Annotated in this window: 24 protein-coding genes; 18 read left to right on the top strand and 6 right to left on the bottom strand. The window is 42.7% G+C overall.

What is annotated here, in order from left to right; all coding sequences use genetic code 11:
• The first annotated feature begins 80 nt into the window (after positions 1-80).
• The 4 genes from MKY20_RS26745 to MKY20_RS26760 all read left to right on the top strand — a co-directional run bounded on the left by MKY20_RS26745 (position 81) and on the right by MKY20_RS26760 (position 3,756).
• Positions 81-1,382 carry an FAD-dependent oxidoreductase gene (locus MKY20_RS26745; RefSeq protein WP_341004413.1) on the top strand — a complete coding sequence of 434 codons (1,302 nt, stop codon included), beginning with the start codon at positions 81-83 and terminating at the stop codon, positions 1,380-1,382.
• Positions 1,379-2,368: a class I SAM-dependent methyltransferase gene (locus tag MKY20_RS26750; protein ID WP_251173965.1), complete on the top strand. Its 990-nt coding sequence runs from the start codon at positions 1,379-1,381 to the stop codon at positions 2,366-2,368. The genes MKY20_RS26745 and MKY20_RS26750 overlap by 4 nt, the downstream gene beginning before the upstream one ends.
• 39 nt (positions 2,369-2,407) lie before the next feature.
• Positions 2,408-3,157, top strand: coding sequence for a trehalose operon repressor (gene treR / locus MKY20_RS26755; RefSeq protein WP_009334898.1), 750 nt, complete (start codon positions 2,408-2,410; stop codon positions 3,155-3,157).
• An 83-nt stretch (positions 3,158-3,240) separates the two neighbouring features.
• Entirely contained in the window at positions 3,241-3,756 is a 516-nt protein-coding gene (locus MKY20_RS26760) for a type 1 glutamine amidotransferase domain-containing protein (RefSeq protein WP_009334897.1), read from the top strand.
• A 297-nt stretch (positions 3,757-4,053) separates the two neighbouring features.
• Here MKY20_RS26760 and MKY20_RS26765 read toward each other — a convergent pair whose 3' ends face one another.
• Positions 4,054-4,284, bottom strand: coding sequence for a DUF1128 domain-containing protein (locus tag MKY20_RS26765; RefSeq protein ID WP_009334896.1), 231 nt, complete (start codon positions 4,282-4,284; stop codon positions 4,054-4,056).
• Positions 4,285-4,534: 250 nt separating this feature from the next.
• Between MKY20_RS26765 and MKY20_RS26770 the strand changes: the two genes are divergently transcribed.
• Entirely contained in the window at positions 4,535-4,915 is a 381-nt protein-coding gene (locus tag MKY20_RS26770) for a YtxH domain-containing protein (RefSeq protein WP_217025746.1), read from the top strand.
• A gap of 19 nt (positions 4,916-4,934) precedes the next feature.
• The gene (locus tag MKY20_RS26775; RefSeq protein WP_009334894.1) at positions 4,935-5,759 is read left to right on the top strand and encodes a YihY/virulence factor BrkB family protein; all 825 of its coding nucleotides are present in this window, start codon (positions 4,935-4,937) and stop codon (positions 5,757-5,759) included.
• Between the two features lie 408 nt (positions 5,760-6,167).
• Here the strand turns inward: MKY20_RS26775 and MKY20_RS26780 are convergent, their stop codons facing one another.
• Together MKY20_RS26780 and MKY20_RS26785 are read right to left on the bottom strand one after the other, a co-directional pair.
• Entirely contained in the window at positions 6,168-8,090 is a 1,923-nt protein-coding gene (locus MKY20_RS26780) for a heavy metal translocating P-type ATPase (RefSeq protein ID WP_251173964.1), read from the bottom strand.
• Between the two features lie 363 nt (positions 8,091-8,453).
• The gene (locus MKY20_RS26785; protein WP_009335733.1) at positions 8,454-9,632 is read right to left on the bottom strand and encodes an MFS transporter; all 1,179 of its coding nucleotides are present in this window, start codon (positions 9,630-9,632) and stop codon (positions 8,454-8,456) included.
• A 160-nt stretch (positions 9,633-9,792) separates the two neighbouring features.
• Between MKY20_RS26785 and MKY20_RS26790 the strand changes: the two genes are divergently transcribed.
• The 4 genes from MKY20_RS26790 to MKY20_RS26805 all read left to right on the top strand — a co-directional run bounded on the left by MKY20_RS26790 (position 9,793) and on the right by MKY20_RS26805 (position 14,498).
• Entirely contained in the window at positions 9,793-10,176 is a 384-nt protein-coding gene (locus MKY20_RS26790) for an OsmC family protein (protein WP_009335734.1), read from the top strand.
• 144 nt (positions 10,177-10,320) lie between these two features.
• Positions 10,321-11,463, top strand: a complete 1,143-nt coding sequence (locus MKY20_RS26795) for an acyl-CoA dehydrogenase family protein (RefSeq protein ID WP_251173963.1) — start codon at positions 10,321-10,323, stop codon at positions 11,461-11,463.
• A gap of 712 nt (positions 11,464-12,175) precedes the next feature.
• Positions 12,176-13,237 (top strand): calcium/proton exchanger, encoded by a 1,062-nt coding sequence (gene cax, locus MKY20_RS26800; RefSeq protein ID WP_009335736.1) that lies wholly within the window; start codon positions 12,176-12,178, stop codon positions 13,235-13,237.
• A 439-nt stretch (positions 13,238-13,676) separates the two neighbouring features.
• Positions 13,677-14,498 (top strand): YfkD famly protein, encoded by an 822-nt coding sequence (locus MKY20_RS26805; RefSeq protein ID WP_009335737.1) that lies wholly within the window; start codon positions 13,677-13,679, stop codon positions 14,496-14,498.
• A gap of 38 nt (positions 14,499-14,536) precedes the next feature.
• Here the strand turns inward: MKY20_RS26805 and yfkAB are convergent, their stop codons facing one another.
• Positions 14,537-15,652, bottom strand: a complete 1,116-nt coding sequence (yfkAB, locus tag MKY20_RS26810) for a radical SAM/CxCxxxxC motif protein YfkAB (RefSeq protein WP_071155886.1) — start codon at positions 15,650-15,652, stop codon at positions 14,537-14,539.
• Positions 15,653-15,821: 169 nt separating this feature from the next.
• Here yfkAB and MKY20_RS26815 point away from each other — a divergent pair, with 169 nt between their 5' ends.
• Positions 15,822-16,451 (top strand): hypothetical protein, encoded by a 630-nt coding sequence (locus MKY20_RS26815; protein WP_009335757.1) that lies wholly within the window; start codon positions 15,822-15,824, stop codon positions 16,449-16,451.
• Positions 16,452-16,591: 140 nt separating this feature from the next.
• The gene (ggt, locus tag MKY20_RS26820) at positions 16,592-18,298 is read left to right on the top strand and encodes a gamma-glutamyltransferase (RefSeq protein ID WP_071155890.1); all 1,707 of its coding nucleotides are present in this window, start codon (positions 16,592-16,594) and stop codon (positions 18,296-18,298) included.
• Positions 18,299-18,310: 12 nt separating this feature from the next.
• On the opposite strand, the gene MKY20_RS26825 is transcribed toward ggt, so the two are convergent.
• Together MKY20_RS26825 and MKY20_RS26830 are read right to left on the bottom strand one after the other, a co-directional pair.
• The gene (locus MKY20_RS26825) at positions 18,311-18,583 is read right to left on the bottom strand and encodes a YetF domain-containing protein (protein WP_341004436.1); all 273 of its coding nucleotides are present in this window, start codon (positions 18,581-18,583) and stop codon (positions 18,311-18,313) included.
• Positions 18,543-18,788, bottom strand: coding sequence for a hypothetical protein (locus MKY20_RS26830; RefSeq protein WP_251173962.1), 246 nt, complete (start codon positions 18,786-18,788; stop codon positions 18,543-18,545). Before MKY20_RS26830 ends, MKY20_RS26825 begins: the two co-directional genes overlap by 41 nt.
• A gap of 201 nt (positions 18,789-18,989) precedes the next feature.
• Here MKY20_RS26830 and MKY20_RS26835 point away from each other — a divergent pair, with 201 nt between their 5' ends.
• The 6 genes from MKY20_RS26835 to MKY20_RS26860 all read left to right on the top strand — a co-directional run bounded on the left by MKY20_RS26835 (position 18,990) and on the right by MKY20_RS26860 (position 25,754).
• Positions 18,990-19,172 carry an SE1561 family protein gene (locus MKY20_RS26835; protein ID WP_009335760.1) on the top strand — a complete coding sequence of 61 codons (183 nt, stop codon included), beginning with the start codon at positions 18,990-18,992 and terminating at the stop codon, positions 19,170-19,172.
• A gap of 186 nt (positions 19,173-19,358) precedes the next feature.
• Positions 19,359-20,912 carry a fumarate hydratase gene (locus MKY20_RS26840; RefSeq protein ID WP_284521341.1) on the top strand — a complete coding sequence of 518 codons (1,554 nt, stop codon included), beginning with the start codon at positions 19,359-19,361 and terminating at the stop codon, positions 20,910-20,912.
• 122 nt (positions 20,913-21,034) lie between these two features.
• Positions 21,035-21,826, top strand: coding sequence for a delta-lactam-biosynthetic de-N-acetylase (gene pdaA / locus MKY20_RS26845; RefSeq protein ID WP_251173961.1), 792 nt, complete (start codon positions 21,035-21,037; stop codon positions 21,824-21,826).
• A gap of 334 nt (positions 21,827-22,160) precedes the next feature.
• Positions 22,161-23,042, top strand: coding sequence for a DNA-3-methyladenine glycosylase family protein (locus MKY20_RS26850; RefSeq protein ID WP_217025741.1), 882 nt, complete (start codon positions 22,161-22,163; stop codon positions 23,040-23,042).
• Between the two features lie 19 nt (positions 23,043-23,061).
• A complete protein-coding gene (rlmD, locus tag MKY20_RS26855) occupies positions 23,062-24,444 on the top strand; it encodes a 23S rRNA (uracil(1939)-C(5))-methyltransferase RlmD (RefSeq protein WP_251173960.1) in 1,383 nt (460 codons plus the stop codon).
• Between the two features lie 332 nt (positions 24,445-24,776).
• A complete protein-coding gene (locus tag MKY20_RS26860; RefSeq protein ID WP_251173959.1) occupies positions 24,777-25,754 on the top strand; it encodes a tRNA dihydrouridine synthase in 978 nt (325 codons plus the stop codon).
• Positions 25,755-25,875 lie beyond the last annotated feature (121 nt).

A 25,875-nucleotide genomic window follows, 5' to 3' on the forward strand; every position in this document is an offset into this window, starting at 1 on the left:
CCAGACATTGTAATATCAGCATATCCATTGGTTTTGCTTTTTAAAAAGGAGGTTAAATAAAAGGCAAAGGTGGTGGAAACATGTCCTTGAATACAGCGGTTGCAATTGTGGGCGGAGGGATTGGCGGCTTGACGCTTGGATTGAAGCTGGCCCAAGCCAATATTGATGTCCTCGTTCTGGAGAAACTGGATGCCCCATCTTCCGTTTATAAGGGAGAACTCCTGCAGCCGAAGAGCCTGAAAATTTTTAAGCGGCTTGATGCTTTGGATGTAATCCGCGAGAATGGCTTTTCATTTTCCCGAATTGCGTTTAAGGAAGGGGAAAAAGAGTTTGCCATGGATTACAGCATTCTGCCGGGAGATTATAAATACTCACTCATGATCGAGCATGAAAGGCTGAAAGGAATCCTCCTCAAACAGGCGCTTCAATATCCAAACTTTCATTACTTGTCAGGGACCCTGGCAAAAGGCTATGAAAATGGCGAATTAATGGTTGAGCGGAAGAATTTAAAGGAGCAGCTGACGGTGAAGGCTGACTTTTTTATAGGTGCTGAGGGAAGGAATTCCATAACAAGAAAAGTAATGAATAGCAAGATTAAAAAGATTGAGTACAATCATCAATTTTTAACTGTTACTTTCCCCCGGCCTCAATCATTGGAGGAAGGGAAGATCATTTCTAAGGGTGAACGGTTTCTCGGATTATTTCCGCTGCCGGATGCGAAAGTACGGTCTGTCTATTTAATTCCGGAGGGCACTTATAAGGAACATCTCAAAAAAGGAATTCACCATTTCCATAAAAACTATTTAGAGCTTTTTCCGGAATTGGAGGGGTATGTGACCAGGCTGGAAAATTGGAAGGATATTCAGCTGATGATTCCGACAGCCTTTTATGCAGATAAATATGTGGATGGAAAGCTCGCTATCTTGGGGGATGCAGCCCATACGGTCCATCCGATGGCAGGTGAAGGGATGAATATGGCGATTCAGGATGCGGATGTGCTTGGTGAATTGCTTGCAGAGATGTATGCGAGCGGAAGAATTTCGCCGGACAAGCTTAAATGGTATGAAAAAGTCCGGAAGCCCCGCGCTGAAAACATGATCAGCCTCAGCCATTTATCGGCCATAGCCTATTCCTATTCCAACCGGGTTATTACTGGAATACGCCGCAATGGCCTGAAGCAGATTGAAAGAGATAAAACATTGCAATATAAGCAAATGCTGAATGTTTCAGGCCTTGGATATTGGTCAGAGAGCCTGTGGGATCGATTGATTCAGGCAGGAATGCTGCCGGCAAGAAGAACAGAATTATCAGCTGCCGTTAAAAGCGATTACTTTTATACAGAAAAAGATGACTATCCCTGGAAGAAGGTTGAACAGCCATGATAAATGAATATGTGAGATTACTAAAAGCACGAAATTGGATGAAAAAGAACCAGCCGTTTTTATATAGCTGGCACGCATACGTAGGCTTCGAGCTTGACCTTTTTTCCCAGTTCCGCAGCTGGAAAACGGTAAAAGAGGTGGCATCAAGCAAAAATCTTCAGGAGGAGCTGCTTTTAAGGTGGGTGGAGGTGGGGCTTTCGATCCGTCATTTGAAAAAGAAAGGGAAGGATAAAATTAAGACAGCATCTAAATTCAGTCTTCCATCTACGCCGAAAAACCCCCGATCTACAGGAATCATCCTGAAGGAAATGATGGAATTGCATATCCCGACTTTACTCTCTTATCCAGAACTGCTCCGTTCCAATAAGAAAAACACTTTTGACCATGAAGAGCATGGACCTACCGTAGCGAGAACCTCGTCACTGCTTGAACAGCTTGCATTGCCGCGTCTGATGAAAACCATTAAGAAAAACAAAATGGAAAGGATCATCGACATTGGGTGCGGGGAAGGCGGCTATTTAAGCAGAATCAGCCAAAAGTTCCCGCAGGCAAAACTGGCAGGCATTGAAATGAATGAAGAGGTGGCAGATTCCGCCAGAACCAATTGCAAAGATATTCCCAACATTAAAATTGTCACAGCGGATGTCCATGAATACTCACCTGAGCATCAGGCTGATTTAATTATGGTCAATAACTTACTGCACTATATCCAGCCGGAGGATCGCAAGCAGCTGCTATTCCGCTTGAAAGGCTGGCTTAGCCGAAAAGGATCCATAACTATTATCACGCCCATTCTTCATTCGAAAAAAGGGGAAGAGTTTTCAAGTGTTTTTAACAGCTTCTTCTCTGCATTTGAAAATCTCTATCCTACCCCGACCGAGGAGGATATACATCAAATCGCTAAAGAGCTGAAGCTGAAAGTAAAAACCTTCAAGCCGGTCGTAACCGAAGGCGGATGGTATTTTATCCAGCTGTCCAACAGGTAAATGAAAGCAAGCTAGATAAATGGTAGAATGGTGTAAAACATGACTGAAATGGTGATTGAAATGAGAAATAATAAATACCTAGTGATTTATGAGGAGCTTGCCCAGCAAATTCAGGAAGGCAAGTATCCCGCCAGATCCATTCTGCCATCTGAACATGAATTGACGGAGATGTATTCCACTTCAAGGGAAACCATCCGAAAAGCGTTGAATTTGCTTGCGCAAAACGGCTTTATCCAGAAAATCCGCGGGAAAGGCTCGCTGGTCCTTGATTTAAAAAAGCTTCAGTTCCCCATATCGGGTCTGGTCAGCTTTAAAGAGCTGGCCGGGAAGATGGGTCAGCGTGCCGAAACGATTGTGGACGAATTTTCACTTATTCAGCCTGATGCAGAAAAGATGAAGCATCTCCATATTGATAAAAGTGAAAAGGTATGGAAAGTGTATCGTGTCCGGAAGATTGAAGATGAGCGGATTATTTTGGACAAGGATTTTTTAATTGAGAAATATGTCCCGGGCTTGAACAAAGAAATATGCCAGAGCTCTATTTTTGCCTACATTGAGGGCGAACTCGGGAAAAAAATCAGTTTTGCCAAAAAGGAATTTACTGTGGAAGAACCAACTGCTGAAGACCGCAGGCTCCTTGATATGGAAGGGTTCCATGCCATTGTCGTGGTGAAAAATTATATCTACTTTGACGATGCCACCCTTTTTCAATACACAGAATCCAGGCACAGACCCGACAAATTCAGGTTTGTTGACTTTGCCAGAAGAATGGACAGCCAGGTATTTTAAAGGTGAATATGCCTTTTTACGTTTAAGATTGTCCATTCAGGGAAATCTCCTTATGTGAAGATTTTTCAAAGGAGATGTTATAAATGAGTAAAAAAATCGCATGCTTAATTACCGAGATGTTCGAAGATAGTGAATACACGGAACCTGCCAAAGCATTTAAAGAAGCCGGCCATGAAGTTGTGACAATTGAAAAGGAACAAGGCAAATCTGTTAAAGGAAAACAGGGCGAAGCCACTGTTCAAATAGATCAAAGTATTGATAACGTAAATCCGCAGGACTTTGATGCACTATTCCTGCCAGGCGGATTCTCACCGGACCAGCTTCGTGCCGATGACCGATTTGTTCAATTTACAAAATCCTTCATGGACGAAAAGAAACCAGTATTCGCCATCTGCCACGGACCACAGCTATTGCTGACAGCTAAAACACTCGAAGGCCGCGACGCAACCGGCTATAAATCCATCCAAGTCGACATGGAATACGCAGGAGCCAAATTCCAGGACTCAGAAGTCGTCGTCTGCCAAAACCAGTTAGTAACAAGCCGACAGCCAGATGATATTCCGGCATTTACACGTGAATCGCTTAAGTTGTTAGGTTAATAAAATTGACAGCCCTCTGCCTTAGTTGGTAGAGGGCTTAATATATACACTTAATATGGGTTTTGATTCCGTATAATTGTTAAATAACTGTGCTGATTGGAGCGAAAGGTACGAGACTCCTACGGGAGTAGCGAACCAGGGGAGACCCCGCAGGCGGTCACGCCGAGGAGGCTCGCGGTAGCCCCGTGGAAAGCGAGTGCCTGCAGTGGAAATCAGCACCCATATCAACAGCTGCACATTATGTTTAAAGGGTACAACCCATCAAAAAAAGCAGCCATCAATAGGCTGCTCCAATAATTATTTATTCTTCCTCAAACTCCCCAGCTCTTCCACCAAAGCCTGCATTTCATTCGGGCTAAAAGAATCCTTCTTCATAACAAGATCATAAATATCCTTCAATTCCTCATACATTTCCTCATCAAAGTGGGAAGGCTTTATAGCACCTAAGTTTAAAACCTTCAGCTTTTCCTTAATCGCCTCAATCATAAACTCCACATTCTCAACCGATTTCTCTGACAAATTATTCATTCCCAACACCCTCTCATCACTATGTATTCACGAATCTTCGTATTCTTTTCATCTTTCCATGTTCTCAATAAATTGTCAATATAAATTAGGCTTGCATGTACCATGGAAATTAGTAGAAAATAAAGGAGAAAGTTTGTACAAATCACATAAGATAATACAAGAAATGGACGAGTCAGGTTTCGTCAGCCGGAAAAAAGGGAAAAATTGAATCAAATTTTCATATAATAATTTTGCTAAAGGAGAATAAAATATGGGGAAATCATTGTTTTGGAAAGGCGTACTATATGGAGCACTTGCAGGCGGTGCGCTAAGCCTTCTTGACAAATCTACAAGGGAAACCGTTTTTGAAAATTGCCGGAAAACGTCCAGCAATGTCGGCTATTACTTAAAGCACCCAAGTGAAGCAGTTAATCAGGTGAAGGATGTTTCCAACAAGGTCAAAACAGCGATTGACCAAGTAAGTGAAGACGTTGCTTTTATTACTGGAACAGTGGAAGAAATAAGAGAAATGGCACCGGAAGTAACACAGATTGTCCAGAATACAAAGCAGGCCTTTTCAGATATTAAGCTGAAGGGATCAAGTGAACTGCCGGAAAAATCTGCTGACGATTCAGTTCAGATTCCGCATTAAAAACAAGTGAGGTGTTGGAATGGGACGAACTTTTTCGGCTCTGATTCCAAACTTATGGAGGAGAGTAGAAGAGGATGACGTGTTTGGACTTGCAGCCCAATTGGCGTATTTCTTTCTCCTCTCTCTTTTTCCACTGCTAATTTTCTTGGTCACACTCGTTCCTTATTTGCCGATCACACAGCAGGATATCTTAAATGTTGTTCGGGATTTTGCACCAGGAGAGACCATGAAGCTTATTGAAAGCAATATCTATGAAATTACGCAAAGAAATGGAAAGCTGCTTTCCTTTGGGATCATCGCTACGCTCTGGTCAGCTTCAAATGGAATCAATGCCGTGGTGAAGGCTTTTAATAAGGCGTATGACGTTAAGGAAACCCGTCATTTTATTATTGCACGAGGGATGGCGATATTACTGACGTTTGCCATGATTTTTGTGTTTGTACTGGCATTGCTCCTTCCTGTTTTCGGAAGACAGATTGGTTTGTTTATTTCTTCAGAATTTGGTTTGTCAGGCCAATTTCTGGCGATATGGAATATGGTCCGCTGGTTAGTGAGTCCATTCATTCTCTTTGTGGTGTTTACAGGGTTATACTGGATTGCCCCAAATAAAAAATTAAAGTGTATAAGTGTTGTACCTGGTGCCATTTTTGCAACAGCCGGCTGGGTGCTGTCATCACTTGCCTTTTCATACTATGTCAGCAGCTTCGGCAATTTTTCCGCGACATATGGAAGCATTGGGGCCATTATCGTGCTTATGATCTGGTTTTACATATCCGGCATTATCATCATTCTTGGCGGGGAAATCAATGCCATCAATTCTAAGATTAATAAAGAGGATTGCTGATGAAAAAGTTTCCTTCTTAAAAACATTCTCTCCGTAGCACAATAGTAATGGGGGAAAATGAATTTTCAGGAGGGCATCGAAATGACAAAACACACGAAAAAAGACGGCGGCACAAAGCAAAAAGGCAAAAATAAACCTAAACAAAAAACATCCGGATCTGCTAACGGGCAGAACGGCTACCATTAAAAAGAAAGGCGTAAGCGCCTTATCACGCAGGACCGCAGGACTAAGGACACCACGACCTGTGGAAACGTCTGCATGACCCCCATCCTGGGGGCCCCAAGCACAAGACGAGCCTGAAAGGCGTCCTTTGCCTTTGTGGCAGGATTGGTTTGTGTACTCGAGGGGGCAGGCTGCTTGCGCCAGACATAATAAAAGCCTGGGAAACTGAGTTCCCAGGCTTTTTTCTTATGATCTCAATAACCTCAGGCTATTTAAAATAACTAAAATGGTAGACCCTTCATGGCCGATTACTCCATAAGGAAGGTCAAGTATCTGCAGGAAGTTGGATGCAATTAAAAACATAATGACCGTTATAGAAAAGATGACATTTTGTTTGATAATGCGATTCATTCGGCTTGAAAGTTTAATGGCTTCGGCAATTTTTGGCAGGTCATTTTTCATTAAGACAACATCAGCTGTTTCAAGCGCTACATCCGTTCCTTCGCCCATGGCAATTCCGACATTTGCCGTTGCAAGGGCAGGGGCATCGTTTATTCCGTCACCGACCATGGCGACATTGCTGTATTTTTCTTTGAGCTTTTTTAAATGCTCCACTTTGTTTTCAGGCAGGCATTCGGCAATATGCTCATTCACATGGCTTTCGCTGGCAATCGCTGCGGCCGTGGTCTGGCTGTCTCCAGTAAGCATGATGGTGTAAATCCCTTGCTGCTTCAATAGGTCTATTGCCTGCTTCGTCTCTTCGCGGACAACATCCTTGAGGGAAATAAGGCCGATTACTTCATCATTTTTCTGTACAAACACAATAGTCTTTCCTTCACTTGCCATTCGATCGGCAGCAGCTTCTGCAAATGCCTTGGCCTCTGTTTTACCGACAAAAGAGGCTTTGCCGATTTTCCATTCATCTTGATCAACTTTGGCTTTGACTCCAAATCCGGTAACATCTTCAATGCTTTCAGGACGAACAAGGGATTCTGATAGTGTTTCTTTAGCATATTTGACTATGGCATTTGCAAGCGGGTGGTTTGAATGACTCTCAATGGAAGCTACCTTTAAAAGCAGATCTTCCCTGGAAAGACCATCCTTGATTATTACATCGGTAACTTCCGGTTTTCCTTTTGTCAGGGTGCCGGTTTTATCAAAGGCGATTGCCTTAAGATGGCTTAAGTTTTCGAGGTGCACGCCTCCTTTAAACAGAATGCCGTGTTTCGCACCATTCGAAATAGCGGATAAGGTTGCGGGCATGATCGATGCAACCAGGGCACAAGGTGAAGCGACGACAAGCAGAATCATTGCCCGATAAAAGGTTTCTGTCCAGCTCCATCCTAAAAGAAAGTGAGGAGCAAACATCATTAAAACGACAACAGCCAAAACCACTTTGACATAGGTTCCTTCAAACTTTTCAATGAAAAGCTGTGAAGGAGATTTCTCGCTTTGGGCAGATTGGACCAGCTCAATGATTTTTTGAAAAAGAGTTTCATTATTTGGTTTTGTTATTTCAACGGTAATCGATCCGTTCAGATTCACAGTACCGGCAAATACCTGGTCATCTGCACCTTTGGAAACTGGCAGTGATTCACCCGTGATGGCTGCCTCGTCCAATGAGGAATGGCCTTTTACAATCGTTCCATCTGATGGAACACGTTCACCTGGTTTCACCAGGATTAAATCCCCAATCTTCAGCTCAGAAACATGCACACGTTCCTCGGCCCCATCTATGATCCTCAGGGCTTCTTCCGGCTGAAGTTCCATGAGGGAAGAGATTTCTTTATGGCTCTTGTTCATGGTGTATGTTTCTAAAGCGCCGCTGACGGCGAAGATGAATATCAGGATTGCACCTTCTGTCCAATACCCGATAATGGCTGACCCGATCGCAGCAAAAATCATCAGCATTTCAACATTCAGTTCTTTATTCTCAATGGTCTCTTCAATACCTTCTTTTGCTTTCGCAAAGCCGCCTATAATGAAAGCAAGCAGATAAGAGGCAATCGATGCAGCCTCCATATTGCTTCGGTCTAATAACCAGCCTGCCAGAATCAATACACCGCTTAGAAGAGCGGCAATCAGTTCAGCATGCGGTTTGATTTTTTCTAAAAGATTTTCTTCAGATGCAGTGCTGCTTTTAAGCAGAGCCTTTGCCTCCATACTCATCGTTTGTCCTCCTAAAAATGATTTTAAAGTTTTTTCAGTTGTCTTATTGAGAAGAATAATCACATTCAATACCCCTAAAAAACGACGAAAGCTGCCACCAATTAGGTGACAGCGTTAAAATCCAGTCATATCAGGTAATGCCAGCTAGCATTATGCAAATATTGTATTCTATTACTCTTATATTACTATATAGCCTATGAAAAGGAAAGTTAAACGGTCTCTATAAAAATTAAATAAATTTATTTAGCTTATGAATTTTGCACGTCGATTTCCGCTGCGGGTACTTGCTTTCCGCTCCAATCAACTCAGTAATTTAATTTGCATTTAAAAACCCCGCACCAATATTAAACTGCTTTACAATGCTTAGAATGACTGGCTCTTTTCCAATACCTGCTGTTTATTCCCAAACAATGTGACTGCACCAAAGATAATCAAAAGCATGACACTGATAATATTGAAGAAGCTTATGGATTTGAATAATTCAATGAAAAGGCCGCCGAAATAGGGGCCAATCAGGCTGCCAATGCTAAATGCTACTCCGCATAGGAGATTGCCGGTTGGAAGCAGGTTTTTAGGCATTAAGTCTGCCATATAGGTGATGCCAAGTGAAAAGGTTGATCCGACTGCCATACCGGCAATGAATAAGCAAACTGTTAGAGCAAAGACCAATTCTTCGAGCATGCTTGCGGCGATGAAGCTGATAAACCCGATAAAAAGAACACTCATTAATACGTTGCGTCTGCCGAATTTATCACTCATGATCCCTAAAGGAAGCTGGAATATGATTCCGCCGATTGCAAATGAAGTGAGCAGAAGGGAAACACTTGAAACCTCAAGTCCTATGCGCAGGCCGTAAATAGGGAAGCTGCCGTTCAAGGAGGCTTCAAGGAACCCATAGCCGAGTGCAGGCAAGAAGGCAACCCATCCATATTTTGTGGCTTTTGAAAAACGTTTCATTGTTTCCCTGAATGAGTTGATTTCAATGGCCTGTTCAGGGAAGTCATTTTTCAATGTAAATAAGAACAGCCAGGCGATTAGACATAGTATGGAAGAAAGGACAAACGGCATGGTTTCATTAATTTTGACAAGCGGAGCCATTAATGGACCTACTGCAAAACCCACCCCGAAGAAAAGTCCATATAATGAAATATTCCGGCCGCGCTTGTTTTCAGGTGAGAAGGATGTGATCCATGTTTGTGTGCCAAAGTGCAGGGCATGGTCGCCAATTCCGATTAAAAGCCGGAGAATGAACCAAAACCAAAATGATTTCCAGAGAGGAAACAGGATGAGAGATACCACCACTAATAAACCTCCAAGTATGATAACAGGCTTGTAGCCGTATTTGCGCAATGGATATTCCATAAAAGGAGAGATGAGCAGGATCCCAATGTATAAACCTGTTGCATTCAAACCATTCAAGCTGGAGGAAATGCCGTCATTTTCAAAAATAATTGCAATTAAAGGAAGCAGCATTCCCTGACTGAAACCTGAAATGGCCACAATGCTGATGAGAATCCAAAAACGCATTGTTTCTTTATTCATATTAAAACCTCATTTTCTGACGTGAAATATAAATGTCTCCTAAATGATGGTATCGGGAATAGAGAATCTTGGCAAGAGAAAGTTGCTGGTCATAATATTTTTGTTTGTAGATAAAATAGTGTAATCTCTAATATTAATAAGATAAAAAGGGGCGAATACCATGGAATTTAAAATGAAGGAAGAAGCAGGCTTTTATACCGATTTGCCATTTGGACGCCTGGATGTTGCCGGGGATGAAGAGCATGGCTTCAGACCGTACCAGCTGCTTGTCGCTTCGCTGGCTGTGTGCAGCGGGGGTGTTTTGAGGAAAATCATGAAAAAAATGCGCATGGAATTCGAAGACATCGAAATAAAAACCAATGTGGAAAGAAATCCTGAAGTCGCTGATCGTGTAGAGAAAGTACATATTCATTTCATCATAAAAGGAACTGACTTAAATGAAGCGAAACTTCACAAAGCATTGGAATTGACTAGAAAAAATTGTTCAATGGTGCGCTCAGTGGAAGGAAGCATTGAAATAGAAGAGACATTTGAACTTATTTAAAACGCAAACAAGGAAGAGGATGCCTCTTTCTTTTTTTTATAGGCAAGCTTTTCATCAGTATCTTTGTGAAGGGTAACTGAAAAATAGTATAATAATTCCTATAAAAATAATAAGAATTGAAAATTAGAAGTGAGGTGCCCCGCAATGAAATTCCAAGACTTATATACAGCCGAAGCAAGAATCCAGCTCATGGAAAAACTCTCGGAAACGTTTTTATCAAGAGCTGGCAAAAATGATGAAGAGGGTCTTTTTCCCTTTGAAAATATAAAAGAACTTAAAGAATCGGGATATACATCATTAACAGTCCCCAGACGATATGGAGGAAAGGAAATCTCCCTTTCTGAATTTCTGCGCCTCCAGGAAAAGATTGCTGAAGGAGATGGCTCCACAGCCTTATCCATTGGCTGGCATATGGGCATTATCAAAAGCCTGGGCGAGAAAAACAACTGGGATGAATCCGTATTTAGGGCTTTATGTGAAGAAGTAAAAAAGGGGGCTTTAATGAATAACTGTGCATCAGAACCTCAGACGGGCAGCCCTACAAGGGGAGGAAAGCCAATTACCTCTGCCAGAAAAGAAGAGGGTTTTTGGATCATTAATGGCCGGAAAAGCTTTACAACCATGGCCCCTGTGCTTGATTACTTCAATGTGAGCGCCACGATTGAAGAAAGCGGGGAAATAGGAAACTTTTTAATTCCGAGAAGTTCCGAAGGCCTGGAAATAGAGGAAACATGGGACAGCATTGCCATGAGAGGAACGGGGAGCCATGATCTTCTTTTAAAAAATGTAAGAGTGAAGCAGGACGCGCTAGTCGAGCTGTTTCAGCCTGGAAAAAAAGGAGCGGCTGGCTGGCTTCTCCATATACCGGCCTGTTATTTAGGCATTGCACAAGCGGCTCAAGATTATGCCATTACCTTTGCCAAAAATTATTCCCCGAACAGCATTAGTGGTGCAATCATTGATTTGCCAAATGTTCAGCAAAAAATTGGCGAGATGGAGCTTGAACTCATGAGAGCACGCCATTTTCTCTATTCAGTTGCAAAGAAATGGGATGAAGCAAACGATGAAGCCAGAAGCAGGATGCAGCCTGAATTGGGAGCAGTCAAGCTGGCTGTAACAAACGCAGCCATAGCAGTAGTCGATTTAGCCATGCGTGTGGCAGGTGCCCGCAGTTTATCAGCAAAAAATCCTCTGCAGCGATATTACAGGGATGTGCGTGCCGGCCTGCATAATCCGCCAATGGATGATATGACCATTCTGGCCTTAGCAAAAAAAGCTATAAAGTAACCCGGAAGGCTGCTCTCTTAGCAGCTTTAGTTATTATTTAAAAAACTTATTTCATCGTAGCCCCAATCGCCTGGTGATTGGGGTATTTTGTTGTCTTCATGTCTGAATTAGCGGTTAAGTTCGGACAGCAAAAGTCGTGGTTTGGGCCTAGGGTCTCCCTGAGTTCAGACAAGAAAAAAAGGGAAAACCTTGAATTCTGTCCGAAGCCGCTCCATGTTCGGACAGGAGAAGAAGAAATATCGTGGACTGAGTCCGAAGTCGCCCTATGTTCGGACAGAAAAAGAGGGGAAATCGTGAATTGTGTCCGAAGTTGCCCTATGTTCGGACAGGAGAAGAGGAAAAACCGTGGATTGAGTCCGAAGTCGCTCTATGTTCGGACAGAAAAAGAGGGGAAATCGTGAATTGTGTCCGAAGTCGTCCCGAGTTCAGACAAGAGAAGAGGAAAAACCGTGAATTGTGTCGGAAGTCGCCCCGAGTTCGGACAAGAGAAGAGGAAGAACCGTGGATTGTGTCCCAAGTCGCCCTGTGTTCGGACAGCAAAAGCTAAATTTCTTCCCTGTTTTTAAAATGCCTAAATCCTGCTTCAAGTTTGAATTTTTTCGAAAGCGGCTAAAGAGAAAGAAACGTTTTACATAAACTTACTGCATATAATCACATAGGCGTGAATGAGCAGGCAATACTAAAAATATTAAAACGTAAGGAGAAAAAAGATATGACTAATAAAGTTTTCATGGTATTGGCGTTTGCAGGTGTGCCCCTGTCTGTCATCGGAACATTGATGCACTGGTCCAATATTTTGCTGTTTGTGATCTACTGCATCACCATTATCGCATTGGCCAGCTATATGGGAAGGGCGACAGAAAGCCTTGCCATAGTAACCGGCCCCCGAATTGGAGGGCTGCTGAATGCCACCTTTGGAAATGCGGTTGAACTGATCATTTCGATTTTTGCTTTAAAGGCCGGCCTGATTAGTGTTGTTCTTGCCTCACTGACAGGGTCCGTATTGGGAAATTTACTGTTAGTGGCCGGCCTTTCATTTTTCGTTGGAGGAGTTAAATACAAGACCCAGTCCTTTAATGTATATGATGCACGTCATAACTCAGGACTTCTGATGTTTGCCGTCATTGTGGCTTTTGTGATTCCTGAAGTTTTTTCAATGACCATGGATGAAGCTGAAACGATAACTTTCAGCATTGGCATCTCTGTCATATTAATAGCTCTTTATTTAGCGGCTTTGTTCTTCAAACTGGTCACTCACCGGGGCGTTTATCAATCAAAAGAGGATGACAGAAGCTCTCATGAGGAGGAAACTCCGGAGTGGAGCAAAGGAAAAGCCATTGCTGTACTTGCCATTTCTACCATTGCGGTTGCTTATGTATCAGAGAATCTGGTTCACACCTTCGAAGAAGTTGGAGAAGCGTTTGGCTGGACGGAATTGTTTATTGGGGTGGTCATTGTGGCAATCGTGGGAAATGCGGCTGAGCATGCTTCTGCCATCATTATGGCTTATAAAAATAAAATGGATATAGCTGTTGAAATTGCTGTTGGTTCCACGCTGCAGGTTGCGATGTTTGTAGCACCTGTTCTTGTACTGCTTTCATTGCTGTTCCCGGCTGCAATGCCTCTTGTCTTTACATTGCCTGAGTTAATTGCCATGGTGACAGCGGTGCTGCTTATGATTGTCATTGGCAATGATGGGGAAACCAATTGGTTCGAAGGCGCCACTCTGCTGGCAGCTTACGTTATAATGGGAATCGGATTTTATCTTTTATAGTCATGACCAAACAGAAAACCGGCTCTGAAAAAATCTCAGGGCCGGTTATTTATATGGGTATTTAAGTACTTTTTTAAAGGATTATGTTTTTCAGAGAATGGTTCTGTTCGCTTTCAGTCATTGATCACCAACCTTTACGCTGATTTTTGACCATTATCATGACTTGCAGAAGACTTAACAAAAAAACGATTCTCCTCCTTTTACATAGTAGTGGGGTTGATTTCCACTGCCCTCCTTTAGTTTAGTAAGCCTATTATAAAACATTATTAGATATTTGTAAATATTCAGATTTTTACAAAATCATTACAAATGAAATATTTTTGCTGCTGATTCCTCCTCAAATCCCTCCGTTATTTTTCACGGGACGGATAATATCCACTTTCTCCGAAAAAACTAATATCAACCTAAAAAGATTGTGACTTGAAAGGAGAAAGACATCATGAAAAAATACGTAAGCATTCTTTTTTTAGGTCTTATATTAATACTGTCATTCCATCCGGCCGCAGAAGCGCAGAAAGGGACTGAGAAATCGGCAAAACAGCCGCCGAAGGCCATTGTTGTCCCTAATTCGGTGCTGAATGTTACAAAGGAAAATACGTATCCTAATCCGGCTCAGGATATGCCGACACTCCAGCCGAGTGAATTAACCCAGCAGCTCATTGATTCATCCAAGGTTAAAATCGAAAATCCGGATCTCATTCGGATGCTGAATGAAACCTCTGTGAGCAGCACTCCGTTCGCACTTGGATACAGGGCCATCGTCTATCTCGGTCAGTGGCCGCTTAATTATGAGTCTGCTGAAACCTCCCCTAATTGGGAATATCAGAGGATTAACACGAATTATTTCGACAACCGCGGCGGCAAGGCCCCATACCAGATTCATTATGTTCAGGAAGCCCAAAAGGTTGTCCGTGGAGGTTTGACTGCCAAGGTTCCCAATGCCGAGGATGTAAAAAAGATGATGCTTCTCAAAGCCATGGAGAAATCCGGTCTGCCTCTTGCTTTTGAAACGATTGTTGGAGCAGGCACCAAAAAAGATCATATCTATAACATTCCGCCCAAAAGATTAGGGTATCTATACGGCTATGCTCCCGCAATCAATGAAAAGGGGAAAGTAACGTATGGAGAAGTGTATTTGATGCTGAAAGGCAGCAAGAAAATGATTGTCATTAAAAATGTCACTTCACAGGGAATAGGTGCCTGGATTCCGATTCAGGATCATGTGACGTTTGGGTTTCTTGTTTCGGAAAGGCCTAGATAATAAAAAAGCCAGCCTGACATATAGGCTGGCTTAATCTATTAGATATTCGAACGTCTTGTTTTGAAATCTGTTTCTTTATAGTAGCTGTTCTTTACCAGAACGTTAGGGCCAAGGCATCTAACCCCCGCACAATGACAGTTCAGAGAATCAGCGAGTTCTGTTTTGCTCCACTTTTGATAAATATCCTCAAGCTGATCAGTTTGGATATTTCCCAGCGGCGGTGTATCGCCAAAGTCAGTGACAATGACATCGCCGGTGAAAATATTTATATTCAGCCGTGATCTTCCGTCAGGGTCATTCCGGACGGTTACATTATTTGATGAATGCAGTCTTCTTAAAAGATCCAGGTCTTCTTTATTGCTGCTGCAGGCATAAAAGGGCAGGGTGCCAAACAGCATCCATGTATTCTCATCCCGGATATCCAGCAGATGATGGATGGCTGATCTCATTTCTTCAAGAGTTAATGTTTCTAATGATGAGGCGAAGTCTGATGGATACATTGGATGGACCTCATGGCGCTGACAGTTCATTTCTTCTATAATCTGTTTATGAATTTTTTCAAGATAAGGCAATGTCCGTTTGTTGAGCATTGTTTCAGCAGAAACCATTACCCCCGCTTTCACGAGCTCCCTGCTGTTTTCAATCATCCTGTAAAAGAGCCGCTGACGCTGCTCTATCGTCGGCTTTCGCTCCATCATCGCAAAGCCGCCTTCGATAAAGTCCTCCTCAGTTCCCCAGTTATGAGAAATATGAAGGACATCCAAATATGGAATGATTTCTTCATAACGGGCTAACTCCAGTGTCAGATTAGAATTAATCTGTGTTCTGACCCCTCTTTCGTGCGCATAGCGAAGCAGCGGCGCAACATAATTTTTAACCGATTTTTTTGAAAGCATCGGCTCCCCGCCGGTAATGCTCAGTGAGCTTAAATGAGAAACTTCATCCAGCCTCTTAAGCATCAAATCAATGGGCAGGGCATCGGGGTCCCTGGGCTGAAGTGTATAGCCGACAGCGCAGTGTTCACAGCGCATGTTGCATAATACAGTGGTTGTGAATTCAATATTTGAAAGCACCAATTTTCCGTGCTGATCGATATCGGAATAAGCTTCCCATGGATCATTTTCCGGTGTGATAGGTGAAAGTTGTGTTTTCATATGTATCTCCTTTTAAATCTAAGTCCTTTGTCATTATTTAATCTTTCATATCCCATGTCAATCGATAGTTTGGACTAAAAATGATATAAAAACGTTTAATTTCTCCTCATGCGGGAATTAACTCAATAACAAACGCGAAACACTTTTTAACTTAAGAGGAGGATTTAACATGGAACAGAATAACACTTATAATACAACAAACACAACAACTGCTTTAAGATCAGATTATGGACAGGATATGAATTATGACCATGATAACGGATCAAACAGCAAGCTGATGAAAGGGATTGTCATTGGCGGTATTATTGGCGGGGCTTTAGCAATGCTGGATAGTACAACAAGAACAAAAGTAAAAACGAAAGCGATGGATCTAAAGGATTCTTCTGCAAATCTTATTTCTGAAGTGAAAGAAAATCCTGGTGATGTAAAGGATAATATGATTAACCAGTTTAAGAGTGCTTCCAATACTCTTAAAGAGGCCATTAAAGATGCCCAGAGTTTGTACCAGCGTGTCAACGAAGATGTTTTCGGCAACATGGATATGGTAAAAGAAGTGTCTAATGAAGCCATGTCAACAGCAAAGGAAGCAAAAAGCGAGCTGGCTGATATCGGGTCAAAAGTAAAGGAAGCAGGTTCAGAATTAATGGAAAGCCCTGTTGAGAACGGTGGAAATTCCACTGGCTCGAACAACCAGGCAGCAAGTTCAGTGAGCAGTTCAGAAACTGCTTTCCCGGTAGAGCGTGGAGAAAGTGCTGTCACCTATAGTCCTGAGACTCAAAAGAACAGCAATAACCTTTAATTAATAATATAAAATTTCCTCTGCTCTTATGAGTGGAGGATTTTTTATTGGTTCTGTTTCCTAATGATGGTTGTTTTATATATACATGGAGGGGGTAACCCTTAACTATAGGTATAGGACATTTTTTGGAGGTTACATTTATGGGTTATAGACGAGGGAAATCATTATCAAAGGATATGGAAAAACAATCTTACGAAAGAGAAACAGCTGTTGGAACTGCAGGGATGGTAGTCAGTCCTCATTCAGTTGCCACAGATATAGGTGAAAAAATACTGCGGGAGGGCGGCAATGCAGTAGATGCTGCAGCTGCCATCCAATTTGCATTAAATGTAGTAGAACCAATGATGACAGGCATTGGCGGAAGCGGATTTTTAATGGTTTACGACAATAAAAAGAAAGATGTAAAAATATATGATGGACACACAAGGGCGCCAAAAGGTGTGCATCCGGAAATGTTCCTCGATGACAATGGGGAAGTAATCGATTTTCGCAAACGCTCTACGCATGGAACAGCAGTAGGAATCCCGGGAATATTAAAAGCTATGGATTCAGCTGTAAAGGATCACGGTTCAAAGTCATTAGCCGATCTGATTCAGCCGGCAATAGAAGCCGCAGAAAGCGGCATTGAAGTGAACTGGGTAATGGAGGAAGCTCTTCAGAACTTTCATTACAGGCTGGGTGAGGAAGCCAAAGCTTTTTATTTTCCGGAAGGCAAATCTCTAAAGGAAGGTGACAGACTTGTCAAGGATCATTTAGCCAAGACATTCAGGATCCTGCAAAAAGAAGGAATAGCCTCCTTTTATGAAGGAGAGATAGCTGAAGCCATCGTAGAAACGTTAAAAGAAGAAGGCGGCTTTATGACGCTGGAGGACCTGAAAAATTACCGGCTTACCATTGATGAGCCGATATGGGGCGAGTATAAAGGCTATAAGATCGCTTCGTCCGCTCCTCCCAGTGCAGGCGGGGTAACCGTTATCCAAATTCTTAAAATGCTGGAGAAGTTTGATTTAAGCCAATATGACGCAAAGTCCTGGGAAAAGTATTATCTGATAACCGAAGCTATGCGTTTGGCTTTTGCGGACAAAGTTGCCTATTCAGGGGATCCGGAATTTTCTGATCTCCCTATTGAAGGCCTGCTACATGATGATTATATTGCTGAAAGGGTAAAGGCTATAAATTTTAAAAGGAGAAATGATGCAATAGATTTTGGAAACCCCTGGAAATATCAAGGGGGCGAACCAAAGCAGATTATTCGCCAGCCGGATGACTTAGAGAAAAGTGAAACAACTCATTTCACGGTTATTGACCAATGGGGCAATATTGCCGCATGTACATCAACCGTTGAGCATCCATTTGGGTCAGGGATTATAGTAAAGGGCTACGGATTTTTATTAAACAATGAACTTACAGACTTTGATGCCAACCCTGGCGGAATCAATGAACCAAAACCGGACAAAAGGCCGGTCAGCTGCAAAAGCCCGACGATCTTATTTAAGGATGACCAGCCCGTTCTAACTCTTGGTTCTCCAGGCGGACCGACCATTATTGGCTCGGTTTTTCAGACGATCGTGAATATCATTGACCATAAAATGAATCTAAAGGAAGCCATTGAAGAGCCCCGGATCTTTGCCACAACAGGCCCGCTTATTGAATGGGAGCCGGGAATAAGCATGGAATCCAAAGGCGAAATGGAGTCAAGCGGATTTGAATTTGGAGACAAGCCAAGCCGAATCGGGAATGTTCAGGCCATTCAGATTGACCGGGAGAAGGGCCGTCTATATGGTGCGGCTGACTCCAGCCGTGAAGGAAAGGCAGCCGGAATTACAGAGGAGCAAATAAAAAGCTGATGCCGCCTGGCATCAGCTTTTCTTTGAATCAATATCAGATAGTGTGCTCGTTTTGCTGTTTGAGCTGCTCCTTTTAATGACTAACATACTGCCGTTAGTCTCGAATACAACTGCTTCCACATCTTCCATTGAGGAAAACCCATTGGAACGAATAGCCTGCATAATTACTGATTTCAAAACCCTGTTTTTATATAAGGCTGACTCTATGAATTGACCTTGATAATAAAGCAGGTCAGGACTTGCTTTATTGAATGTGGCTGAATGAAGAGAAAGCCAGGCTACTATATAGGCCGATCAAAAGTGCATATGCAGTCAGACCCTCTGCAAGTGATACCTGTTTGTTAAGGAAAATAGTCGCCAGGGTAGACCCAAGGGCAACTGTTACCACTAAATCAAATGCATCATTTTTGTTAAGGTCCGTTTTCCTGATAGTCTCAGGAACAGAATCAGAAAAATATAGCTTATAGCTCCATTTGAAAGAACTCTCCATAAATCTTGCCAGCTTGAAAAAACATGATTGCCTCCCTTCTATATGGTTTTTATTCCTTTTATAGGAAGACAGTAAACGGAAGATTTTTATCTCCATTCATGTTGCATGGAGGCAATTGAAGGGTATATTAAATAAAAATACTTATTTGCTGAAATAACTAATTTCATGTAGGATGTTATCGAGACGAAAGGAGAGAACGTTTTGGGCAGTCCGATTCAAGATAAGAATTCACAGGTTACTTTTCTAAAACAGCGCTTAAATATGTTCCTGGACGTACTGGAAGCTATTGAGCCGGAAGACACCGAAATCGAAGACATCGACCGTTTAATTGCTATGATCGATGACCTCGAATCCAAATGCCGTGAATTTAATAACCGCGATTAAAACAGGAGCCTGAGGGCTCTTTTTTTATGGAAATTGCTTTGGGAATTTCCTCTTTCATCCTGTAAACGATTGCAACCTTTGTCTTTAAATACGCATCAGATAGGAGTATAATGATTACGATTAATAATTGTAATTTTCATAAAAGATATGAGCTATATAGGGAGCAAAGGGAAGGGGACTAAAGCAATGAATATCGACAAATTTCAGGAAAGCATGTATCAGCTGATTGTTGAGACATCTACTAATCTTCCGCGTGATGTGCGCCGTGCAATCAAATCAGCGAAAGAAAGAGAAAATGCCGGCACTAGAGCAGCGATGAGCTTAGATACCATTACGAATAATATTAAAATGGCTGATGATAATGTGTCGCCAATTTGCCAGGATACCGGATTGCCGACTTTCAAAATCAAGACGCCAGTCGGTGCTAACCAGCTGGTCATGAAGGAAGCAATCAAAAACGCAATCGCCCAGGCAACTAAGGACGGAAAGCTTCGCCCGAACTCTGTTGATTCCTTAACTGGCGCCAACAGCGGGGACAACCTTGGCTACGGAACACCTGTCATTAAATTTGAACAATGGGAAAAAGATTATATAGACGCCCGCCTGATTCTTAAAGGCGGCGGCTGTGAAAATAAAAATATCCAATATAGCCTTCCCTGCGAACTTGAAGGCCTTGGCCGAGCTGGACGCGACCTAGATGGAATCCGCAAATGCATCATGCACTCTGTATACCAGGCGCAGGGACAGGGATGCAGCGCCGGCTTTATCGGTGTCGGCATCGGGGGAGACCGCTCTTCAGGCTATGACCTGGCGAAAGAGCAGCTGTTCCGTTCTGTAGATGATGTAAATCCTAATGAAGATCTCCGCAAACTCGAGGATTACGTGATGGAGAATGCAAATGAGTTAGGAATCGGAACAATGGGCTTCGGCGGGGAAACCACGCTTTTAGGCTGTAAAGTCGGTGTTATGAACCGTATTCCGGCAAGCTTCTTCGTATCTGTTGCCTATAATTGCTGGGCGTTCCGCCGCCTAGGAGCAGCCATCAGCATGGAAACAGGCGAAATTAATGAATGGATGTATCAGGAAGGCGAGCACATCGACTTTGGTGCTTCTGAAGCTGAACTAGAGACAGCGGCAGCAGCAGAAACAGCAGAGCAAACAAACATCGTAACATTGCAGGCGCCGATTACTGAAGAACAGATCCGCAACCTTAAGGTTGGTGATGTGGTACAGATCAACGGCATGATGTACACGGGCCGCGATGCCATCCACCATCACCTTATGGACCATGATGCACCAGTCGATCTGAATGGGCAGGTCATTTACCACTGCGGCCCGGTCATGATGAAGGACGAAGACGGCAAGTGGCATGTAAAAGCTGCTGGACCGACTACAAGTATTCGTGAGGAGCCATATCAGGGAGATATCATGAAAAAGTTCGGCATCCGTGCTGTTATCGGTAAAGGCGGAATGGGGCCAAAAACATTGGAAGCACTTCAGGAACATGGCGGCGTTTACTTAAATGCAATCGGCGGTGCTGCACAATATTATGCTGACTGCATCAAGTCGGTTGAAGGCGTGGACCTCATGGAATTCGGTATTCCGGAAGCTATGTGGCACCTTAAGGTTGAAGGCTTTACTGCAGTTGTGACGATGGATTCCCACGGGAACAGTCTTCATAGGGATGTAGATAAATCTTCACTTGAGAAATTGGCTCAATTCAAAGAGCGTGTATTCTAATAGATGAACGGGAGAGAGGCTGTTTGCGGCCTCTCTTTTTTGTGCATTTTTTTGCCAATGATCCCTGCGAATGTTTTTATTTCATTCACAAACACTAAGAAAAAAATATTGGAGGAGCTCAGATGAAAAAATTAAGTATCTTCCTGAGTGTTTTTATTTTGTTTTTTTCCGGAACAGCTTATGCGAATTATGGCAATTCGCCGGTTCACTGGGGATTCAAAAAAGCAAAAAATGAGGTGCCTGCCGAAGCAGGAAAGCCGCTCGACTCACTGCTTGAAAGACATGGCTCCTATTATAAAGGCGATCCAAGCAAAAAAGACATTTATTTAACATTTGATAATGGATATGAAAACGGCTATACAGGGCAAATTTTGGATGTTCTGAAAAAGGAAAATGTTCCTGCTGCCTTTTTTGTAACAGGACATTATTTAAAAAGCGCACCCGATCTTGTAAAGAGGATGGCGGATGAAGGGCATATCATAGGCAATCACTCCTGGCATCATCCTGATATGACAAGAGTGAGCGATGAGAAATTTATTAAAGAACTTGAAATGGTCCGTGCTGAAAACGAAAAGCTTACAGGTGTTAAGCATATGGCATATTTGCGGCCGCCTCGAGGCATTTTCAGCGAACGCACTTTGGCTTTGGCTAAAAAGGAAGGCTATACGCATGTATTCTGGTCACTGGCCTTTGTCGACTGGAACACAGACCGGCAGAAAGGCTGGCAGTATTCTTACGACAATATTATGCGTCAGATCCATCCAGGCTGTATCCTTCTCTTGCATACTGTTTCAAAGGACAATGCCGATGCTCTCCAAAAGGCCATACAGGATCTGAAAAAACGCGGGTACACCTTTAAGAGCCTTGATGATCTGACATGGGAACAGGCAATTGGGGAGCGGATGCTGTACTAATATATGTTTGGCCGATAAATATTGTGGTAGGCCGTTAAAGCTGGACATTTTGCCGATAAATCCAAGATTTGGCTGATAAACGATAGTTTCGGCCGATAAAAAATTTGGATGGGCACAACAAAGTGATATTGGCCGTAAAACTTAAGATTAGGCCGGTAAATTATGTGCTTTGGCCGATATTTTTTTAAGATGGCCGGTAAATGCCCAATTTCGGCCGGTAACACTGCAGGAATTTATAAATTGCATGAAATAGACCCAACTTTTCAGGGTCTATTTTGTATATAGTCCAACAATTTTAGTAAAATAACGGCAAAAAATGCTATAATCGGGGAAAATGATAAAGGACGGATTCTTCTTGGAAAAGATTCAGGTAGAAGGACCTTATAATTTTGATCTGGTACTGGACAGGCTTTCGAATGACCCTCTTAATCAGGTTGATATAGAAAATCGGTCTGTGAAAGTGCCTATGCTGCTCGGCCAACATCCAGTTGTTGCAAATGTAAAAGCAATCGGTACAACTGATAAGCCAGAATTTTTAATAACCGGAACTGATGGCGCTTTTAAAGAAAAAGCAGCAGAGCGTTTATCGGAAATTTTTCAATGGCATCTGCCTCTTGAGAGGATTCACGAACATTTTCAAAACACAGAATTACAGCCAATTTTCGATGCTCATTATGGTACTCCAATTGTTCTTGATTTTGATCCGTATAGCTGTATATTAAAATGCATTATTCACCAGCAGCTTAATCTTGCTTTCGCACACACGTTAACAGAACGGTTTGTAAAAGCATTTGGATTCGAAAAGGATGGAGTGTGGTTTTATCCGCTTCCCGAAAAAGTTGCAGAACTGAAAGTGGATGAATTAAGAGAGCTGCAGTTCAGTGGACGAAAGGCTGAGTATGTAATTGGCATCGCAAAAGAAACGGCCTCGGGAAATTTAAACTTTGACGAGCTTAAAAACCTTTCAGATGAAGAAATTTATGATAAACTTATCAAATTGCGCGGTGTCGGACCCTGGACTGTTCAAAACTTCTTGATGTTCGGGCTGGGCCGGCCAAATCTTTTTCCAGCTGCAGACATTGGCATCCAGAATGCCTTAAAAAAACTATATAAATTAGAAGCGAAACCGACTCTTGAGGAAATGGAGACATTCTCGAAGAGCTGGGATCCTTATTTGAGCTATGCTTCTCTTTATTTGTGGAGGAGTATCGAGTAATTTGGAGTGATGAAGCACCATGAAACAAGAACAAACAGCTAAATTAAAACTAAAGCAAACATTCCCGCTGACAATCAAAAGGCTTGGCATCAATGGGGAAGGTGTCGGTTATTTTAAAAGGCAAGTCGTATTTGTTCCAGGAGCACTGCCTGGCGAGGAAATCACAGCAGAAGCAACAAAGGTAAACCCAAAGTTTGCTGAGGCCAAAATAAAAAATATCCGTAAAAAATCGGAATTCCGTGTTCAGCCGCCATGCCCGGTATATCATGAGTGTGGAGGCTGCCAGCTGCAGCATCTCCGGTATGATCAGCAGCTGAAGGAGAAACGGGATATCATTATTCAAGCTTTAGAACGCCATACTAAGCTGAATCCCGAGAAGCTGGATATCAAAGAAACCATTGGAATGGAAGATCCGTGGAGCTACAGAAATAAAAGCCAGTTCCAGGTTGGCCAAAAAGACGGGAAGGTGCTTGCCGGATTATATGGCATGAATTCGCACCGCCTGATTAATATTGAGCACTGTGCAGTGCAGCATCCGCAAACAACAAAGGCGACTGAAACAGTGAAACGAATTCTCCAGGATTTGAGAATCCCAATCTATAATGAAAGAAGCCGAAAGGGTATAGTAAGAACAATCGTTGCCAGGGTGGGAATCCAGACAGGAGAGCTTCAGATTGTACTGATCACAACTCAAAAAGAGCTTCCAAAGAAAGAGATCATAATAGGAAAAATCAAAAGCGAGCTTCCTGAAGTAAAATCAATCATCCAAAATGTGAATGGTGAAAAAACCTCCCTTATTTTTGGACAGGAAACCATGAATCTGGACGGAAGGGACTTTATCCAGGAAACACTCGGAGATTTGCAGTTTGAACTATCTGCACGGACATTTTTCCAGCTGAACCCTGAACAGACCGTTAAGCTTTATAATGAAGTCAAAAGAGCAGCGGCTTTAACCGGCAAGGAAAAAGTAGCTGACGCATACTGCGGCGTCGGAACGATTGGATTATGGGTAGCCGATCAGGCAGCGGAAATCCGCGGCATGGATATCATCAGGGAATCCATTGAGGATGCAAAGAAAAATGCTGCCCGCCATGGAATTAAACATGCCCAATATGTTGTCGGCAAAGCAGAGGAATGGCTTCCTAAATGGACAAAAGATGGATGGCGTCCGGATGTTATTATCGTCGATCCGCCAAGAACAGGACTTGATCATCAGCTGTTAAAGACTATTTTAAAAGTCCAGCCCAAGAAAGTGGTTTATGTCTCATGTAACCCATCTACATTGGCAAAGGATATTTCGGTCCTGAGCCCCAAATATAAAGTAAATGGCATACAGCCTGTGGATATGTTCCCGCAGACCGCACACGTGGAGAGTGTGACACAACTTGTTTTAAACGTGTAACCCAAACATAAGCTTTTGCTGATCCACCCTGATTTCGTAAAAAATATTTTTGCGGTTTCGGGGTCTTTTTTCTGTTAATCCCTGCTGTTTTTTAGGATGTTTTAGCAAAGCTTTATTTTTTACTCAGCCAGTGGAATACTGTTTAATGGGATGGATGCCAGCAGGAGATATTTTAGCTGTACAAAAATTGTGCAGTTAAAATTTACATTATTTAATCAGTTTGATAAAAAGTGCTTAAGCATGGTATAAGTGTAAAAGAAGCAGGGATATTCTGCTTTTTAATTTTGGGATTAAAAGTTGGTTTCCCATATTGAGAGGATTTGAATTTTACTATGATAGATAATTTTTGGCGTGAGTTACCGCGGCCATTTTTTATACTGGCACCAATGGAAGAGGTGACGGATGTTGTTTTTCGCCATGTGGTGAGTGAAGCAGCCAGACCTGATGTGTTTTTTACTGAGTTTACAAACTCAGATAGTTATTGTCACCCTGAGGGGATTAATAGTGTGCGTGGGCGTTTGACTTTTACAGAGGATGAACAGCCAATTGTAGCCCATATATGGGGGGATAAGCCTGAATACTTCCGGCAAATGAGTATTGGGATGGCGGAACTGGGCTTTAAGGGATTGGATATCAATATGGGCTGTCCTGTACCCAATGTGGCACAGCACGGGAAGGGAAGCGGCCTGATCCGCCGCCCGGAAGTGGCAGCTGAATTGATCCAGGCAGCCAAAGCAGGAGGTTTGCCGGTAAGTGTAAAGACAAGGCTTGGCTTCACGGAAGTAGACGAATGGAAGGTCTGGCTGAAACACATTTTGGAGCAGGACATTGCTAATCTTTCCATTCATCTGCGTACAAGGGACGAAATGAGCAAAGTGCCTGCGCATTGGGAGCTGATCCCGGAGATTAAGAAACTTCGCGACCAGGTGGCACCAGATACCCTTTTGACGATCAATGGAGATATTCCTGACCGTCAGAAGGGCTTGGAGCTGGCCGAGAAATACGGTATTGATGGAGTTATGATTGGGCGCGGCATATTCCATAATCCATTTGCTTTTGAAACGGAGAAGAAAGATCATAGCAGTGAGGAATTGCTGGACCTTTTAAGATTGCATATGGATCTTCATGATCAATATTCGCATTTAGAGCTGCGGCCGTTCACGGCTCTTCACCGTTTTTTCAAGATCTATGCCAAAGGATTTCCAGGGGCAAGTGCACTAAGAAATCAATTGATGAACACAAGGTCTACAGATGAAGTGCGTGAATTGCTTGATGCGTTTGTGTCAAAGAATCTTGAAAATAATAACTGAATTCTAAATGGGGATGGGCAAGCGGTCCATCCTCCTTTTTTTTCACAAGGTTTGTTGCTTTTTGTATTATATTTACTGAGTTGATTGTAGCGGAAGGTGCGAGATCCTTGAAAATGCATTC

It is taken from the genome of Cytobacillus sp. FSL W8-0315 (genome assembly GCF_038002905.1).
Lineage (GTDB): Bacteria > Bacillota > Bacilli > Bacillales > Cytobacillaceae > Cytobacillus > Cytobacillus pseudoceanisediminis.

Coding starts and splice junctions, on each gene's coding strand:
- MKY20_RS26795 (WP_251173963.1), top strand. CDS start 10,321: ATGAAATTCCAAGACTTATATACAGCCGAAGCAAGAATCCAGCTCATG.
- cax (WP_009335736.1), top strand. CDS start 12,176: ATGACTAATAAAGTTTTCATGGTATTGGCGTTTGCAGGTGTGCCCCTG.
- MKY20_RS26750 (WP_251173965.1), top strand. CDS start 1,379: ATGATAAATGAATATGTGAGATTACTAAAAGCACGAAATTGGATGAAA.
- MKY20_RS26790 (WP_009335734.1), top strand. CDS start 9,793: ATGGAATTTAAAATGAAGGAAGAAGCAGGCTTTTATACCGATTTGCCA.
- MKY20_RS26840 (WP_284521341.1), top strand. CDS start 19,359: ATGAATATCGACAAATTTCAGGAAAGCATGTATCAGCTGATTGTTGAG.
- MKY20_RS26785 (WP_009335733.1), bottom strand. CDS start 9,632: ATGAATAAAGAAACAATGCGTTTTTGGATTCTCATCAGCATTGTGGCC.
- yfkAB (WP_071155886.1), bottom strand. CDS start 15,652: ATGAAAACACAACTTTCACCTATCACACCGGAAAATGATCCATGGGAA.
- MKY20_RS26770 (WP_217025746.1), top strand. CDS start 4,535: ATGGGGAAATCATTGTTTTGGAAAGGCGTACTATATGGAGCACTTGCA.
- MKY20_RS26805 (WP_009335737.1), top strand. CDS start 13,677: ATGAAAAAATACGTAAGCATTCTTTTTTTAGGTCTTATATTAATACTG.
- MKY20_RS26850 (WP_217025741.1), top strand. CDS start 22,161: ATGATAAAGGACGGATTCTTCTTGGAAAAGATTCAGGTAGAAGGACCT.
- MKY20_RS26830 (WP_251173962.1), bottom strand. CDS start 18,788: ATGGAGAGTTCTTTCAAATGGAGCTATAAGCTATATTTTTCTGATTCT.
- MKY20_RS26745 (WP_341004413.1), top strand. CDS start 81: ATGTCCTTGAATACAGCGGTTGCAATTGTGGGCGGAGGGATTGGCGGC.
- MKY20_RS26775 (WP_009334894.1), top strand. CDS start 4,935: ATGGGACGAACTTTTTCGGCTCTGATTCCAAACTTATGGAGGAGAGTA.
- MKY20_RS26860 (WP_251173959.1), top strand. CDS start 24,777: ATGATAGATAATTTTTGGCGTGAGTTACCGCGGCCATTTTTTATACTG.
- MKY20_RS26815 (WP_009335757.1), top strand. CDS start 15,822: ATGGAACAGAATAACACTTATAATACAACAAACACAACAACTGCTTTA.
- ggt (WP_071155890.1), top strand. CDS start 16,592: ATGGGTTATAGACGAGGGAAATCATTATCAAAGGATATGGAAAAACAA.
- treR (WP_009334898.1), top strand. CDS start 2,408: ATGACTGAAATGGTGATTGAAATGAGAAATAATAAATACCTAGTGATT.
- MKY20_RS26760 (WP_009334897.1), top strand. CDS start 3,241: ATGAGTAAAAAAATCGCATGCTTAATTACCGAGATGTTCGAAGATAGT.
- rlmD (WP_251173960.1), top strand. CDS start 23,062: ATGAAACAAGAACAAACAGCTAAATTAAAACTAAAGCAAACATTCCCG.
- MKY20_RS26780 (WP_251173964.1), bottom strand. CDS start 8,090: ATGAGTATGGAGGCAAAGGCTCTGCTTAAAAGCAGCACTGCATCTGAA.
- MKY20_RS26765 (WP_009334896.1), bottom strand. CDS start 4,284: ATGAATAATTTGTCAGAGAAATCGGTTGAGAATGTGGAGTTTATGATT.
- pdaA (WP_251173961.1), top strand. CDS start 21,035: ATGAAAAAATTAAGTATCTTCCTGAGTGTTTTTATTTTGTTTTTTTCC.